This window comes from Pontimicrobium sp. IMCC45349 (assembly GCF_047219225.1).
Classification (GTDB): Bacteria; Bacteroidota; Bacteroidia; order Flavobacteriales; family Flavobacteriaceae; genus IMCC45349.
In genome coordinates this window covers 1,883,777-1,901,260 of sequence record NZ_CP178208.1, presented here as the reverse complement: position 1 = coordinate 1,901,260, position 17,484 = coordinate 1,883,777, and the positions used below count along the sequence as shown (strand labels likewise).

At 30.5% G+C, this 17,484-nt stretch carries 14 protein-coding genes; 3 read left to right on the top strand and 11 right to left on the bottom strand.

The window, feature by feature from the left end:
* The first annotated feature begins 62 nt into the window (after positions 1-62).
* The gene (locus tag ACLII3_RS08780; RefSeq protein ID WP_412983859.1) at positions 63-692 is read left to right on the top strand and encodes a response regulator; all 630 of its coding nucleotides are present in this window, start codon (positions 63-65) and stop codon (positions 690-692) included.
* On the opposite strand, the gene dnaG is transcribed toward ACLII3_RS08780, so the two are convergent.
* Positions 689-2,656, bottom strand: a complete 1,968-nt coding sequence (gene dnaG / locus ACLII3_RS08775; protein ID WP_412983858.1) for a DNA primase — start codon at positions 2,654-2,656, stop codon at positions 689-691. The genes ACLII3_RS08780 and dnaG overlap by 4 nt on opposite strands.
* A 107-nt stretch (positions 2,657-2,763) precedes the next feature.
* Here dnaG and ACLII3_RS08770 point away from each other — a divergent pair, with 107 nt between their 5' ends.
* The gene (locus tag ACLII3_RS08770; protein ID WP_412983857.1) at positions 2,764-4,059 is read left to right on the top strand and encodes a hypothetical protein; all 1,296 of its coding nucleotides are present in this window, start codon (positions 2,764-2,766) and stop codon (positions 4,057-4,059) included.
* A 76-nt stretch (positions 4,060-4,135) separates the two neighbouring features.
* Here ACLII3_RS08770 and ACLII3_RS08765 read toward each other — a convergent pair whose 3' ends face one another.
* From ACLII3_RS08765 to ACLII3_RS08750, 4 genes are all read right to left on the bottom strand, one after another.
* Positions 4,136-5,215, bottom strand: coding sequence for a hypothetical protein (locus tag ACLII3_RS08765; RefSeq protein WP_412983856.1), 1,080 nt, complete (start codon positions 5,213-5,215; stop codon positions 4,136-4,138).
* A 41-nt stretch (positions 5,216-5,256) separates the two neighbouring features.
* A complete protein-coding gene (locus ACLII3_RS08760) occupies positions 5,257-6,054 on the bottom strand; it encodes a hypothetical protein (protein WP_412983855.1) in 798 nt (265 codons plus the stop codon).
* Entirely contained in the window at positions 6,041-6,616 is a 576-nt protein-coding gene (locus tag ACLII3_RS08755) for an RNA polymerase sigma factor (RefSeq protein ID WP_412983854.1), read from the bottom strand. Before ACLII3_RS08755 ends, ACLII3_RS08760 begins: the two co-directional genes overlap by 14 nt.
* A gap of 701 nt (positions 6,617-7,317) precedes the next feature.
* Positions 7,318-8,295, bottom strand: a complete 978-nt coding sequence (locus ACLII3_RS08750; protein WP_412983853.1) for a polyprenyl synthetase family protein — start codon at positions 8,293-8,295, stop codon at positions 7,318-7,320.
* A gap of 125 nt (positions 8,296-8,420) precedes the next feature.
* Between ACLII3_RS08750 and ACLII3_RS08745 the strand changes: the two genes are divergently transcribed.
* Positions 8,421-9,659 (top strand): T9SS type A sorting domain-containing protein, encoded by a 1,239-nt coding sequence (locus tag ACLII3_RS08745; protein ID WP_412983852.1) that lies wholly within the window; start codon positions 8,421-8,423, stop codon positions 9,657-9,659.
* A 45-nt stretch (positions 9,660-9,704) separates the two neighbouring features.
* Here ACLII3_RS08745 and rlmN read toward each other — a convergent pair whose 3' ends face one another.
* The 6 genes from rlmN to ACLII3_RS08715 form a co-directional block, all read right to left on the bottom strand.
* On the bottom strand, positions 9,705-10,745 hold the full coding sequence (rlmN, locus tag ACLII3_RS08740; RefSeq protein ID WP_412983851.1) for a 23S rRNA (adenine(2503)-C(2))-methyltransferase RlmN: 1,041 nt from the start codon (positions 10,743-10,745) through the stop codon (positions 9,705-9,707).
* An 85-nt stretch (positions 10,746-10,830) separates the two neighbouring features.
* A complete protein-coding gene (queA, locus tag ACLII3_RS08735) occupies positions 10,831-11,880 on the bottom strand; it encodes a tRNA preQ1(34) S-adenosylmethionine ribosyltransferase-isomerase QueA (protein ID WP_412983850.1) in 1,050 nt (349 codons plus the stop codon).
* A gap of 70 nt (positions 11,881-11,950) precedes the next feature.
* A complete protein-coding gene (locus tag ACLII3_RS08730; RefSeq protein WP_412983849.1) occupies positions 11,951-13,186 on the bottom strand; it encodes a 3-phosphoshikimate 1-carboxyvinyltransferase in 1,236 nt (411 codons plus the stop codon).
* A 29-nt stretch (positions 13,187-13,215) separates the two neighbouring features.
* Entirely contained in the window at positions 13,216-13,542 is a 327-nt protein-coding gene (locus ACLII3_RS08725; protein WP_412983848.1) for a nucleotide pyrophosphohydrolase, read from the bottom strand.
* A gap of 7 nt (positions 13,543-13,549) precedes the next feature.
* Complete coding sequence (locus ACLII3_RS08720; protein WP_412983847.1) at positions 13,550-15,571, bottom strand: DUF3857 domain-containing protein; 2,022 nt, start codon at positions 15,569-15,571, stop codon at positions 13,550-13,552.
* A 23-nt stretch (positions 15,572-15,594) separates the two neighbouring features.
* Positions 15,595-17,484, bottom strand: a complete 1,890-nt coding sequence (locus ACLII3_RS08715) for a DUF3857 domain-containing protein (RefSeq protein WP_412983846.1) — start codon at positions 17,482-17,484, stop codon at positions 15,595-15,597.

The window sequence follows — 17,484 nt, the reverse complement described above, 5'->3', positions numbered from 1 at the left end:
CATTAACCCTTAAAACTACTTATGTAAAGGGTATAACGTATAATTAATTTAAAAATATTGTCATGATAAAGGTATTGGTTGCAGATCACCATCCTATTATTAGAACTGGATTAAAAATGCTTTTTGAGTCCTCTTCAGATATTCAGGTAATAGGTAGCGTGACAACAGGAAAAGAGTTGTTTGATTTTGTTGGAAGAACACATGTTGATGTTGTACTTTCAGAGATTGACTTACCAGAATTAAATGGTATTACAGCACTTAGAACTCTAAAAAAGGAGTACAGTGATGTTAAGGTAATTATGTTTAGCGCACATCCAGAAGAAATTTATGCTATTAGTACAATTAAAGCAGGTGCTTCTGGCTATTTAACTAAAACGGTTAGCACGCAAACCATCAAGGAAGCTATTTTAAAAGTCTACAATGGCGGTATTTACATTAGTAATAACTTAGCTCAAAGACTTGCTTTTGATGAACGTGGTAATAAACCAAGTAAGCTTTATAAAAAACTTTCTACAAGAGAGGTTGAAGTATTAAAACTTTTATCTTCAGGAAGAAAAAATAAAGAAATTGCTTTAGAGTTAGATATAAATGAAAAAACCGTTAGTACATACAAAGCTAGGTTAATGAAAAAACTAAATGTGACTAATTTAGTTGACCTTATAAATCAAGCTAGACATTTAGAGTTAGGCTAAAGTACTCTATTTAATTTTCTAGATAATAACATCTTTAAATTAGAATAGTTTAAAACATCTTCTAATATAGATTTGTTATCTACACTTGTGTTTTGAGTTTCTTGCTTAAAATCGGACACCTTTTTGTCTATTAAGAAGCAACGTAAACTTAATATAGTTTCGCTTACTAATTGAGCAATAGTAACTTCTTTTCCTTTTGGAAATATGTTATTTTTCTCCCAGTTATGGAGCGAATAGCGTTCTTCGTTCATCAAGATATGTGTAATGTCGTTAGCCAAAACAGGATCTACTCTATTTACAAAACTTTCAATAGCAAAGTTTTCATCTTGATTTAAAGCATCAATAATAGTATAATATAAATCTTTAAAATTAGGATTTGTAAACTCCATTTCGTCTTCTTGCAAATCCAAATATATTTTCTCAAAAACTTTGGCTTGTTGTATTACAGGTTCTAGAATTAATTCACCTTCTTCAGTTTCTTTAAAAACTAAATCCTCAAAATCTTCAGTTTTATTTCCATAAAGTAATAAAAGCTCAATTATTTTTTTCTCTAACACATATTGAACATCAACTTTATCAATAGTTAAATCATTTCTTACAACATCAAAAATCTTAGCACTTTTGAATTCATCTCTTTCTATTCTACTCCTAAGTTCATCAATTCTTTTGCTTCTATATTGAGCTATTGAGCTATACAGTCTTTTCTCTTCAACATTTAAAATTTTCGCAATATTCGCTGCATAAACCTCCTGCTTTAATTTATCTGGAATGATACCCAAAGTTCTAACCATATCAGTTAAAACTTCCGTTTTCTTTATTGGATCATTTTTAGCTTCCTGCATAAGTAAAGAAGCTTTGTACGAAATAAAATCTTTAGCGTTTTCTTTTAAATAGACACTTAACTCCTCTAACGTATTTTGTTTTGCAAAACTATCAGGATCTTCTCCTTCAGGGAAGCTACACACCTTTACATTCATTCCTTGCTCAAGAATCAAATCTATTCCTCTTAAAGATGCTCTAATTCCAGCAGCATCTCCATCAAAAAGCACTGTAATATTTTTGGTAAGCCTATTTATTAACCTAATTTGCTCGGGAGTTAAAGCTGTTCCTGATGATGACACCACATTAGTTATTCCTTTTTGAGCAAACTGAATGACATCAGTATAACCTTCTACTAAAAAACAATTATCTTCTTTAGCAATACTTTGTTTAGCATAATAAATACCATATAACACCTTGCTCTTATGATATACATCACTTTCAGGAGAGTTAAGGTATTTAGCTGCTTTTTTAGTACTATCTAATATTCTACCTCCAAAACCAAGTACACGTCCAGACATACTATGAATTGGAAACATTACACGTCCTTTAAAACGATCAAATTGCTTTTCTTCTTTAACTATTGTTAAACCTGTACTTTCAAGATATTTTAATTTATAGCCTTTTTTTATAGCTTCATCTGTAAAAGCCTGCCAATCATCTAAAGAGTATCCAAGCTGAAACTTATCTATAGTTTCTTGCGTAAAACCTCTTTCTTTAAAGTAGCTTAATCCTATTGCTTTGCCTTGATCAGTTTTATTTAAAGTATTTTGAAAATAGCTATTAGCAAACTCATTAACCAAATACATACTCTCACGCTCGCTAGCTTCTTCTTTTTGAGCATCTGTTTGTTGAGTTTCTTCAATTTCAATGTTATAACGCTTAGCTAAATACTTAATAGCTTCAGGATATGTAAAATGCTCATGTTCCATTAAAAATGAAACTACAGTACCCCCTTTTCCAGTTGAAAAATCTTTCCAGATTTGCTTAACTGGTGACACCATAAAACTCGGAGTACGTTCTTCACTAAAAGGACTTAAGCCTTTAAAGTTGCTTCCAGACTTTTTTAACTGTACAAAATCACCAATAACCTCCTCTACTCGAGCAGTATCAAACACTTGGTCTATGGTTGATTTTGATATCATTTTACAATAATAATTTAAGAGAATGTAAATGTAAGATAAAAGTAAAGAATTTGAAATTTAATAAAATGATGTTTTTTACTAGCTTTGAAAAAATAAAAAATTTTCACATGAAAAAAAGTCTCTATTTTGTTTTTACACTATTACTACTTAATTCCTGTAGTAAACCAAAAGAAACCGTTTCTTTAAACACAATAGCTGAAGATTATGTTAAGCTAATTCTTGAAATTGGTTTATACGACAGCGATTTTGTTGATGCTTATTATGGTCCTGATGAATGGAAACCAACTATAAAAAAACTAGACACACTTCCTGCCAAAACTCTAATAGAAAGCATTTCTAAATTACAAAGCCAATGTAAGCAAGTTAACACAGAAGGTTTTTCTAATCTTGAAAAAGCTAGACTGATGATGTTTGAAAAACAATTGTTAGCTGCTAAAACTAAGTTAGAAATCATGTCAGGAAAAGTTTATAGTTTTGATGAAGAAGCCAAGCTTATTTACGATGCCGAACCTCCGCATTTTACCGAAGCACATTTTGAAACTCTACTATCTAAATTAAATACAATTCTTCCTGGAGAAGAAAGTCTTTATACACGTTATAATGAGTTTATTAGCCAATTTGTAATTCCAAAAGAAAAACTAGACACTGTTTTCACAACAGCTATAGCTGAAGCAAGAACAAGAACAAACAAGTACATTAAATTACCAAAAAACGAAAACTTTGTACTTGAGTATGTTAACGATAAAAGTTGGTCTGGATACAATTACTACCAAGGTAAAAGTCAAAGTTTAATTCAAATAAACACAGACATGCCTATATATATTGAGCGTGCAGTTGATTTAGCTTGTCATGAAGGTTATCCAGGGCATCATGTTTTTAATGCTTTATTGGAGCAAAACTTAGTTGAAGATAAAGGTTGGGTAGAATTTTCAGTATACCCTTTATTTTCTCCACAATCATTAATAGCAGAAGGAAGTGCTAACTATGGTATTGATGTTGCTTTTCCTGGTCAAGAACGTATTGATTTTGAAAAAAATGTTTTATTTCCATTGGCAGGTTTAGACATCAATAAAGCTGAAACATATTATGAGGTTTTAGCACTTATGGGAAAACTTAATTATGCTGGTAACGAAGCTGCTAGAAAATACTTGAACGGAGAAATTACTCGTGAAGAATGCGCTAAATGGTTAGAAAAATACTCTTTAAATACACCTGAACGCGCTTTACAACGTACACGTTTTTTTGATCAATACAGAAGCTATGTTATAAATTACAACCTAGGCAAAGATTTGGTTGCTGATTACATCGATGCACAAGGTGGAACCGTTGAACATCCAGAAAAACGCTGGGAAATCTTCAAAGAACTTTTAAGTAATCCTCATACTGCTAATAGTTTAAAATAACTTAGCTAAAAAATTAAAAAAGGCCGCTTCATTTATTTGAGGCAGCCTTTTTTGTATAAAAACAAGTTAGTATTTTTTAATCCATATCAAACCTCAACCCAACAGATATATTGTTTTGCTCTATAGTTTGATTTTTAAATATTGGAGACAAATCATATTTAACATATAAGGCTACATCATTAATAGCTACATAACCACTTAGTCCATAAACAAAATCGGTAGCATTATAACCTTGTTTAATTTTATCCTTTACTTTATCTCCGTCATTTTTATATTTTAACTTTTGCATTCCTTGAAGATTAAAGCCTGCAAAACCACCTAGTCCAATTTTAAATTGTCTATGTGTACTATACCTAAAATAATCTTTTCTTTCAATGCGTTTTGATGGTCCAAACTCAAAATGAACTGGAAAAACTAAGTTTGTCGTTCTAAATTTTGCCTTATCTAAATTGTGCGGAAAATCCTCAAGCTGGATGTTTCCATCATTATTAACTAAATATTTACCATCCTTTATATCTAATTTATTCCACATGAATGAAAAACCATACTTAAGTCGTACTGCATTAGAATTTTTAAACACACGCGTTTTCCAAGCCCAACCTAATTCCACAAATCCTGAGCCCCCTAATTTATATGGAGAATCGTCTATTGATTGCCCATCGATTAAAGCATTATTAAAACCAATAGCAAATACTAGATCACTACTTGTTCGTCTGTCGTACCTTCTTGGTTTGTCCTTAGACTTTGGACCTATAAAAATAAAGTTTTCTTTAGCATCTTTTGAGCCTCCAATTCTTATTCTAAATTCATCATCTCCATCATAAATAGTAGAATCGGAGTTATTACGTTTTAACAACTCAATTTTATTATTTACAATAGCCAACCTATTTTCAATATTTAAAGCATGTTTTTTTGCCGCTTCTTTTTTTAGTTTTTCAGCTTCATTTTGAGAAATTTCTCCTTTGTCTAAACGTTGATTAATCGCTTCAACTTCGGCTTTTAGTTTTTCCCTCTCTTCAGCTTTAATTTTCTCTTTAAGCTCTTTAAGCACTTCAATTTTTTCATTATTGCTAATATTAATTGAATCTTGAGCATGTAAATTTGTTACACATAAGGCAATAATAAGAAATGCCAATAATTTGGTAATGTTTTGCATAATTGTTTGTTTTTGATTAGTGATTATTGATGAACTATTTTTTAGTTATTACGTTGTGCCACTGCTGTTTTCACACTTTCGTAACTATTTTTCAAGGCTTTAAAAACTTTATCTCTAAACGACTGATCCAGATCAAACTCTACATCTCTAAGTAACGCATCAGCATCTACTGTATTGGTAGCTTCATCATACAGTTTTTGCATTGTTATTTCTTGCTGCGCTTTATTTAATAAAGCATCTATTTCTTCGTCAGTAACTGTAGGTTTTGATTTTTGAAGCTCAATAACTTTTGCAACTACTTCATTTACTTTTTGAGTTTCAAATGCTAAACCTTCTAAGTTTTTCTCAATTTCTACTTTTTTTTCATTTACAGTTTTACTCTGCGCTACTGCTTCATCTAAACTCGTTGGTATTAATTTTTTCTGTTCTTCTTGTAGCTTTTGTTTTAAAATTGGTTGGTTAGTTTGTTTAATAGTTGATGGCTTTTTATTTGTTTCTGTTTTGGTTTGTTGCTCTTGTTTTCTAGTTTCTATATTGTCTTCAGTTTTATCTGTTACAGCAACTTTTTCTTGTTCTGGTAATGATTCTTCAACCTTAATCGTATCAACTATTGTTGGTTCAATAGGCTGTTCTGGGTTATTTTTAAACATGAAGGTTATTGCAAGCATAACACCTACCACAGTTGCTGCTACACCTAACCACCAATAACCTTTGTTGGTTTTGCGTTCCTCTTGTATATCTAGTTTATCACTAAGCCTGTTCCACACATCATTACTTGGTTGTAATGTGCGTTTTTCTAACTTCTCTTTGAATTGTTCTTCAAACTTAATTGGTGCCATTTCCTGTTTTGTTTAATGCAATTACCTGTTGTTGTAATAACTTACGCGCTTTAAATAATTGCGATTTTGATGTGCCTTCAGTAATATTTAATAGGTTTGCTATCTCATTATGTTTATAACCTTCAATAGCGTACATTACAAATACCACTCGATATCCTTCTGGAAGATTATCTATTAGTTGCTGAATTTCGGCAACATTAATTTCTGTATTAATATTGTTAGTTTGCTTATCATGAATTTCTATTTCATCAGTAACAAACTCCATTTGCTTTTTTTGCCTTAAAAACGAAATAGCTTCTCTAATCATTATACGTCTTATCCAACCCTCAAAACTCCCTTCATTTTTAAACGACTTAATATTAGTAAACACTTTAAAAAAACCGTTTAACATTACCTCTTCGGCATGTTGTACGTCACTTATATAGTACCTACACACACTTAACATTTTTGGCGCATGCATATCGTATAATATACGTTGCGCATCACGATTGTTTTGTGCAGCTTTTTTTATAAGCTTAGTTTCATTTTTATAAAGTTGAATAACTTTCAAAAGCGTGTTCATTTAATCTTCTATTTATAAAGACGCAAAAGTTGTGCAAAAGGTTGCCTGAGGTTAAAAAATAATTTAATACTGCAATTTATAATAATTTATCTGTAGTGCTATTTTATTGATTTTATGATATAAAACTGCTAACTTCGTTTATACTTTATATATAATCGTCATCCAACATATTGAAGAACATATCTAAAAATAATCTCGAAATAAATTTAAAAAAAAGCTACTTCCAATCTTATAGAAATGGCACGAAACTCTTGTTGTAATGAAATATCTGAAAACACAAGCTATATAATTTCAGAAATCAAAAACGACTTACTGAATTTTAAAATTCAGCGAATTGAAAAAAACAAAACAAATAAAAAAAGAAAGCTGTAACATTAAAAGAAGTAACGGCTGAATTAAAATTAATTTATGAAGACTTATACGATATAAATCTGGAAATTTATAAAAGTCAAAAAAACAAAACCATTATTGATATCAGGTACTATCTTAAATCAACACTTAAACCTGATTATTACGAAAAAGTAAAAAACAATGATCCAATGTTACATTGTAAAATTGGCATTCCTCCTTACGTAGTTGACAAATCAAAAAAATATGATGTGAATTGGGAACGTAATGGAATAAAGCACAAATTAAATTTATTTTGGTATAGAATTCTATTCAATTGGAAATACCGAAACCGCAAATAAAACTCTTAAAAACTACTTCTTCCTATCAATTACATAATTTACCATAAGCTTCAATGAATCCTTATAAGGAGAATCTGGATAAGTTTCTAGAATTTGAAGTGCTTCTTCTTGGTAAGTTTTCATTTTTGTGATTGCATACTCTAAACCACCATTAGCTTTTACAAATGCAATAACTTCTTTTACACGTTTCGTGTCTTTGTTATAGTTTTTAATAGAATTGATTAGCCAACGTTTTTCTTTTTTATCACATGTATTCAACACATGTATTAAAGGCAGTGTCATTTTTTGCTCTTTAATATCGATTCCTGTTGGCTTTCCTATTTTTTCTTCGCCATAATCAAACAAATCATCTTTAATTTGGAATGCCATACCTATTAACTCTCCAAACTTGCGCATTTTTTCTACATGAACAGATTCTGGTTTTACCGAAGCTGCTCCAAGACTACAACAAGCAGCAATTAATGTCGCTGTTTTTTGACGAATAATTTCGTAGTAAACTTCTTCAGTAATATCAAGCTTCCTAGCTTTTTCTATTTGCAATAACTCGCCTTCACTCATTTCACGAACAGCTATCGAAATAATTTTAAGCAAATCGAAATCATTATTATCAATTGATAACAACAATCCTTTTGATAATAAGTAATCGCCTACTAATACTGCAATTTTATTTTTCCAAAGTGCATTAATAGAAAAGAACCCTCTACGACGATTACTATCGTCAACCACATCATCATGCACTAAAGTAGCAGTATGAATTAGCTCAATAACCGAAGCACCTCTATAAGTACGCTCACTAATTTCACCATTAGAAACCATTTTAGAAACCAGAAACACAAACATAGGTCGCATTTGTTTCCCTTTTCTATTAACAATATAATGTGTAATTCGGTTTAGTAAAGCGACTTTACTAGACATAGAAAGTTGAAACTTTTGTTCAAAAAGCTCCATTTCATAAGCTATAGGCTGTTTTATTTGCTCAACTACTTTCAAAAAGAAGTACAATTTATTTGAGAATCAAAGGTAACATAATTAGCTAAATTAAATTAACATAAATTTTAAATTAAGGCATTAGATTTTTTCTTAATTTAATTACTTAATTATTAATCAATTAACGTATGAAAAAAATTACTCTATTCTTTATTTTAATTCTAGCCTTTAGTTTTAAAAGTTATGCACAAGATACTTGTGCGACAGCCTTATCAGTTACAACTGGTGTTACCTCAGTAGCTGCTATTGATGGTACTGAAATACCTGACCCTATTTGTGCTGCTAATGATGCAGGTGCTACAGGTGGTGAATGGTACTCCTTTACTGCAACTGTAGATGGTGTAGTTAATATAACTACAGATTTACAAGCTAATGCTGGAGGAGACACACGATTGCATGTTTATGAAGGCACTTGTGGTTCTTTAACATGTCTTGCTGGAAATGATGATGTTAGTAATACTAACTACTTATCTAACACTACATTTGTAGTTTCACCAGGAACAACATACATCTTTGCTTTTGATGATAGATGGAGTGCTGCTGGTTTTGATTTTGAATTAACTGAAACAGCTGTAAGTTGTAGTACTGCTGCGCCTTATTCGTTCGATTTTACTGACTTTAACCATTATTTAGCTTGTTATACTTTTGAAAATGTAGCAGCAGATGCTACAGGATGGGGTTACAACAACGGTAATGATTTTGATGGAGATACAGTAAATGATCCAGTAGCTTTAGTTTGGGCTGAAGCTGATACTACTGTTAAAGATGATTGGTTATTCTTACCAGTATTTAATGGTACAGCTAATGCTACTTATGACTTTACATTTAGCTATAATGTTTTTAACAATCCTGCTGCTGCTGCATCAGAATCTTTTGAAGTTGTTGTACTAGATGCACCTTCATCCACTGCTGGAGTGCAATCAGTACTAGGAACTTATACTGGTATTACACAAAGTGGCGCTGGTGTTCCAGATTTATTACCAAATGCTTATTCTAACATGGTTTCTTATACCCCAACTACTGATGGTGATTTTTATTTAGCTATTAGAGCTACAACTCCATCTGGGAATAGTGGAATACTAATGTTTTTTACTCTAGGTGTTGCAGAAACTTTAAGCTTACCAGATTTTGAGTCTAATGTATTTACTCATTTTTACAATAACGATACAAAAGATTTAATAATTGAATCTTCTACTTTACCTTTTGATAATATAGAGATATATAATATAATGGGGCAAAATGTATTTTCTAAATCATTATCTCAAACAACTGAAGCTATAAGTTTATCAAACTACAATGATGGTATTTATTTAGCAAAAGTTTCAATACAAGGAAAAACAAAAACTGTAAAAATTTTAAAACACTAAATAAAAGTTAAAAATAAAAAGCGACCTTAAGGTCGCTTTTTATTTTTAACTTTTATTTGCTAATTGCCCACAAGCAGCGTCAATATCTTTACCTCTACTTCGTCTTACATTAACAACAATCCTATTTCTTTCTAGAGCAATAATATAATTATCTAAGGCTTGGTTTGTTGCTTGTTGAAACTCGCCATCATCTATTGGGTTATATTCAATAATATTTACCTTACAAGGTACATACTTACAAAATTTCACAAGGGCATCAATATCTTTTTTTGAATCGTTAATTCCATTCCAGACAACATACTCATAAGTTATTTTTCGCTTTGTTTTAGCATACCAATATTCTAACGATTCTTTTAAATCTACTAAAGGAAAAGTGCTGTTAAAAGGCATTATTGAAGTTCTTACCTCATCAATTGCTGAGTGTAAAGACACCGCAAGATTAAACTTAACCTCATCATCTGCCATTTTTTTAATCATTTTAGGCACTCCTGAGGTTGAAACAACAATACGTTTTGGAGACATACCTAATCCTTCTGGCGACGTAATTTTATCAATGGCTTTCATTACATTATTGTAATTCATAAGAGGTTCACCCATTCCCATAAATACAATATTAGACAAAGGTCTGTTATGATAAAGTCTACTTTCATTATCAATTGCAACTACCTGGTCGTAAATTTCATCGGGATTTAAATTACGCATTCGTTTTAATCGTGCAGTTGCGCAAAACTTACAATCTAAACTACAACCAACTTGAGAAGACACACATGCTGTTGTTCTAGTTTCAGTTGGAATAAGTACAGATTCTACTACTAAACCATCATGAAGTTTGACTGCATTTTTTATTGTTCCATCAGAACTTCGTTGCATGGTATCTACTTTAATATGATTAATTACAAAATTATCTTCAAGCATTTGTCTTGTTTGCTTAGAGATGTTTGTCATATCATCAAAAGTATGAGCAGACTTACTCCATAACCACTCATATACTTGATTTCCTCTAAAGGCTTTATCACCTTCTTTTACAAAGAAATCTCTAAGTTGTTCTTTAGTTAATGCCCTAATATCTTTTTTAGTAGTTGCCATATATTTTGCAAAAATAGATAAAACAAATTTGACGTATAAAAAAGCCTCGATAGACGAGGCTTAGTATATAATATTTAATTACAAATTATAAAATTAACATCGCATCTCCGTAACTGTAAAACTTATATTTTTCTTTTACAGCTTCTTCATAAGCTCGTTTAATGAAATCATGACCACCAAATGCAGAAGTCATCATTAATAACGTTGATTTTGGTGTATGAAAATTAGTAATCATACAATTTGCAATACTAAAATCGTATGGTGGGAAAATAAATTTATTTGTCCATCCAGCGAATTCATTTAAAGTACCACTAGAAGACACTGAACTCTCAATTGCTCTCATAGCTGTAGTACCTACAGCACATATACGCTTTTTATTTTTTAAAGCAGTATTAATAGTATTTGTAGCTCTAGTATCAATACGTATTTCTTCACTATCCATTTTATGCTTTGAAAGGTCTTCAACCTCTACTGGGTTAAAAGTTCCTAAACCAACATGAAGTGTAATTTCAGCAAAGTCAATTCCTTTAATTTCTAAACGCTTTAATAAGTGTTTTGAAAAATGTAAACCTGCTGTAGGAGCAGCAACAGCACCTTCATTTTTAGCAAAAATGGTTTGGTAACGCTCTTCATCTTCTGGTTCAACATCTCTCTTTATGTATTTAGGTAATGGTGTTTGCCCTAAATCGTTAAGTTTATTTCTAAATTCTTGATAAGAACCATCATAAAGGAAACGTAACGTTCTACCTCTAGATGTAGTGTTATCTATTACTTCGGCTACAAGTGTTTCATCTTCTCCAAAGTATAATTTATTACCTATTCTAATTTTACGAGCTGGGTCAACTAAAACATCCCAAAGACGTTGTTCTGCATTAAGCTCTCTTAACAAAAACACTTCAATTCTAGCACCTGTTTTTTCTTTATTACCAAATAAACGTGCAGGAAATACTTTTGTATTATTTAGAATCATGACATCGTCTTCATCAAAATAATCAATTAAGTCTTTAAAGTATTTATGCTCTATAGTTTGCTCTTTACGGTTTAGGACCATAAGTCTAGCTTCATCTCTATGCTCTGATGGATATTCCGCTAATAATTCTTCTGGCAATTCAAAGTTAAAGTGTGATAATTTCATTTGTCGGTTTTTGTTTTACAAAGTTGCAAATATACAATCTGAAAATAGGCGTTGTCAAGTATTTAGCCTTTTATTTTTTTAAGTAAGAAGTCTCAAATCCTATTTTGGCTAAATCACTCCAAAAATCTGGATATGATTTTGAAACAACATTTGCATCGTTAATTATGAATTCTTTATGTAATGCCAAAGGTGCAAATGCCATAGCCATTCTATGGTCATGATAAGTATCTACATAAACATCACTATTTAGTTTCTCAAACTTATTAATAGATAAACTAGCGTCAGTTATATTAACTTTTGTGCCAAATTTTTCTATTTCAGTTTTTAAAGCCACTAACCTATCTGTCTCTTTTATTTTTAAGGTATGCAACCCTATTAACTCACAAGGAATTTTTAACCCTAAACAAGTTACAGCAATTGTTTGAGCTATATCTGGAGCATTAGATAAGTCTAATTTAAGTGTGTCTTTATTTGCTTGTGCCTTTTTTATAATGGTAATAGAATGCTCTTTAAAAACAGTTTCTACTCCAAAGTGTTTATAAATATCAACTAATACTGAATCACCTTGTAAACTTTGTTTGCTATATGAAGAAATAGTTATTTGAGTATCTAATGAACTTAAGGCTATTATGCTATAAAAGTAGGATACTGAAGACCAATCTGACTCAACAACCAAATTATTAATCTTTAAACCACCTTGCATCGACTTCACTTTAATTACATTACCAATAAAGCTAGTCTCTACACCAATTTGATTTAATAATGACAAGGTCATGTTGATATAAGGTATAGAAGTAATTTTCCCTTCTAAATTTAGTTCAATTCCGTTCTCCAATTTAGGAGCTATTAATAATAACGCTGAAATGTACTGGCTACTAACATTTGCTTTAAGGGTTACTTTGCTTTTCGTAAGTTTTTTACCCTTTATACTAATTGGTGGGTATCCAATATTATTAACATATTGAATATCTGCTCCAAGTGATTTTAAAGCATCTACAAGAATGGCTATAGGACGTTCTTGCATTCTAGAAGAACCTGTAAGTTTAACTTCAAGATTATTTTGAATAGAAAAAAACGCAGTTAAGAATCGCATTGCTGTTCCTGCATGATGAATATCTACCACTTTAGTTTTATTCACTAAAGCTTTTTGCATTAATTGACTATCATCAGAGTTTGATAAGTTATCAATTTGCAAACTTGGAAACAGTGCTTGTAATAATAACAATCTATTAGACTCACTTTTTGAGCCTGTAATAGATATGTTATTATTTGTTTTAACTTTTGATTTATGTAGCTTAATGTGCATAGCTATGCTCCTTTAAATAAACTACAAATCTATTTTAATTTTTCGTTATTATGATGCCTATCGTGGTCTCTTTTTGTTTTTAAATCTAACTTTTTATCAAAAGCTTCTTGTAAATTCACACCTGTTTGATTTGCTAGACACAATACTACAAACATAACATCAGCAAGCTCTTCGCCTAAATCTTTATCCTTATCACTGTCCTTTTCACTTTGCTCTCCATAGCGTCTTGCTATAATTCGAGCTACTTCGCCTACTTCTTCAGTTAATTGTGCCATATTAGTTAACTCATTAAAGTATCTTACTCCATGATTTTTTATCCAATCATCGACAGCTAATTGTGCATTTTTAATATCCATTTTAAGCTTACATTTTTTTAAGAACAATTTTTTCTTGTTGAGCATCTATCATAGCTTGAAAAAACTGTTTAAAAGTTGGGTAATTTTTAGGTAAAATTAAGCTTTTCTTTATATTAAAGGTATATATTAATTGTATCATTCCGCCATTTTGTTTTGCCATACATATAAATTCTCCTTCATTGCCGTTATAATTTACCTTTGAGCTTTTTGGCATTGATTCAACAACGTATCCTTCAGGAAGTTTTATATTGACCATAATTTTATTTGTTTTTGGAAACACAAAATCTATTGGATAACTTCTTGTCTCTTCCTTAAAAGGGTTTTCTTCAGAATTTAAAAATAATAATGGTGAAAAATAAAGCTTATCACCTATTTCTTCAATTGCATTACTTAAATTATACTCATATGATTTAAGTACTGGCTTATTTAATTCTTTAACGTTTTTAACCTCAATATTTGAAACTTCTAATTCTGGATTATCTTCTTCTATATTTTTAATTAATTGTTCATTAGCTAAATTTGCATTATTATTCCTATAAGTATAAGCTTCATAGTCTGAATATTGAACTCTCAATTTTCCAAAAGCAGATAAGTCCTCATCAAATTCAACACCCACTGAAGTAATCTCTTTTGACATGTTGTTAGGAGTAAGATTTATCCAATCTGAATTTCCATCTTCCCTTATAATTCTTCCTTTCCAATTCAAAGATTTTAAAGGCAAAATATTAGGCAACGTATAATTATTACTAGCATCTAACAAAACTGGACTACCATTTATTTTTACTGAGCAAATTACATAATTAAATCCTGATCTTGTGGGCAAAATTGGGATTCCATTACTTTTTGTACTAACTAATACAGGATTAGCTGTTAACCCACTACTTCTTAACATAGACACTAACATTAAATTAATATCTGCTACATTACCAGAACCTTTTTTATATGCTTTACCTACACCTTCTTCAGCATAATAACCATGATATCCATTCCATTTTACTTTTGACTTAACAAAGTTAAAAATTAAGGCTGCTTTTGTCTGGGGGTTAGACACTCCAGTTAATAAAACGTCTAAGTCTTTTTGATAATAGCTTTCTTTCTTTAATTGACTACCAAAATCTTCAGATTTGAAAATAGTTTTGACAACTTTTTCCCATGAAGATGCTAAATTAACAATTGGTTCTTGCGGGTATTCTATTGTATTTAACTCTAAAATTAATTTAGATTGATAATTAGATAAATTATCTATAAATCGTTCATCTTTTAAAGCAGGTATATTTTCTTCTCTAGATGAAATTACGTTTGTAACATAGTCTATAGATGAAGTACTAACATTGGTTTTAACAGAAGAAAAACCACCCGCTGACGACCTTGATTTTTGGGTTAAAGTTATTTTACCATTCTTTATCGTATGTTCTAGAACAGGAATATAAGATGACATTGGATTCAATAGTGTTTTATAAGTAAAATACTCAGGTGTTTGTACTTCAACTTCTAATACATCAATTGGAATCATATTTTGAAAAAGGATATCTTTAATTCTAATTGAGCCGGATTCTATCTCGTATTTATATTCAACAATACAACCATCTTTAATATTTGGCAAAGTAAACTTTTTGGACCTCCAATACTTATTATTCTCTTCGTCAAAAATTTGATCTTTTTTTAACTTTGAAGTAACTATTTTTCCTCCTTCCAAATTATACGTGTAAGCTTTCAATCCGTTTACCTTTTCATTGATGTCAGAATCTCCTTTATATAAACTAATAGACTTATTTGCATATTCATAACCATCACTACTATATATCTTTATTCTTTCATGAACTTGTCTTCTTTGTTTAAATCCATGTCCTTGTACATATTCAAAAAGCACTTTATGACTTCTATATAATACAGCTGCTCCAGCAGTTGAGTCTAATTGATGCTTTGTAGTTTCCAACTCTTCTTTTGATACTTTTCCAAATTTATAATCTTGTCCTGTTATGAATTGACAAACAAAAAGAGTTAAGATTAATGTAAATATTTTTTTCATTTTGGGTTAATTTGTTTAGCTAATTATGATTTGTGTTTTATTACTATTTTAGATTTATCGTGTCTTACTATTTTAAGCCAAAAACTTCTAAAGTCCTTGTATTCTTCTTTAGTATATTCTCCTTTATTTAAAAGAAATTTTCGTTTAAACAGCAATGTGTTTTCTGATGTTTGAGTGATTGAAAATTGGTATTCCCCAAATTGGTTAGATATATTTACATCATCTTGTAGAGCATCTACAACGAAACCTTCAGGCAAAGTAATTTCATATTCATCGTTATCCTCAAATCCTCTATTAATTTGAAATGGAAGCTTACGTTCTCTATATCTAGGCGGAGCAGAGTTTATTCTATTAAACACATTAGGCTGTACTAGAAATAATCCACCGGTTTTTGATACATATTTTTTTGCTTTTAGCTCAATATTTTCTGTAAAAACAATACTATCTCTGTCATCATTAAATTTCATAGAAACAACCTCCAAATTGTTTATATGATCCCAATAGTTTTTATACCACAACTTTTGATCTTTTAGCTCTTCATCTTGCACTCTTTCATGTCTTCCATACTGAGTCCCTTGTGAAATTAGTGACACATCTCCAGAAATCCCTCCTTCAGCATCAATGCTTACTTTAGCTTTAGTCACCAAGGAGTTTTCTTTTGAAGTATAAACTTTAGTATGCACTATCTTTCCACCATTAGGTGTTATTACAAAAACATCTCTATCATCGGTAAAATTAGCACTATAATTAAATGGGCTTGTTTGACTGGTACACTCAAGCCATATATCATCTCCATTATTAGGTATATTTAATATTACATGATTTGTTTGACCAATAAAAGTGACAAAATCTTTATCGATACTAACCAAATTCCTATTAGATGCATTAACTCTTGTGTAATACGTTTCAACACCTACTACATCCATCAATGCTTTTGTATAATTTGTTAATCCTTTACAATCTCCATACTTTACTTCATCTACTTTTGATGCTGCAATAGGTTGTATTCCTCCAATCCCTTCTTGAACACTTATATACCTTGTTCTATCTTGTACATATTGATAAACAATTTTTGCTCTTTCAATTGGATTTTCTACTCCTGCAACCTTGCTTTTAATTTCAGCCTTCGTAGCTTCAGGAAGTACTGTACGTTCTTTCAATAACTCATCATACATCCATTTACCTAATTCTTCCCAATTACTCGAACTACCTTTATAACCTTCGTAATAAAAATTATCAACTGCAATCTTTAATAATGGTTTAATATCTATAAGTGGAGGACTATATGCTTCTGGTTTAACTGCTAAAGTGTTCTTAGAGATATAATATAAACGTCCATTAGTACTTTTATTTGTTATATCACAATCTTCAAAGTTTTGTTCTTTTGTTTTTAATCCTAAATTTTTATCGTAAATTATTTCTATACTACTATTTTCACTACTAACAAAGTATCCTTCTATTGGACTCCAAGTTGGTATATAAGCTGTATTACTTGTTAATGTTTCGTAATAAAACTCAACAGTATAAGGATATTTAGTTGGAGTATATTCTAAGTACTTTACTCTACTATCTTCATATAATGAAAAGTCACTTACTGCAGATACATCTTTAAAATCTGATTTTCGATATTTCTCAATCTCATTTCCAAAAGCATCATAAACTATAGCTCCTAATTTCTTTATATCTATTCCAGTATCGTAACTAACAACAGCATAAACATCATTATCACCTTCTTTATTTAGAACAGTAACTATTCTTTTATAAGTAGTTTTTAAAGTTTTTACATCTGGAATTTCTATTTGAGTTTGGTCTAGTCGTACAACTGCATTCGCATTTGTCTTTAATTCATCACTTAATGTTAATACAGTGCACAGGTTTTCGTTTTGAGAAAAACTCAAAAAGGCAGTAAGCAT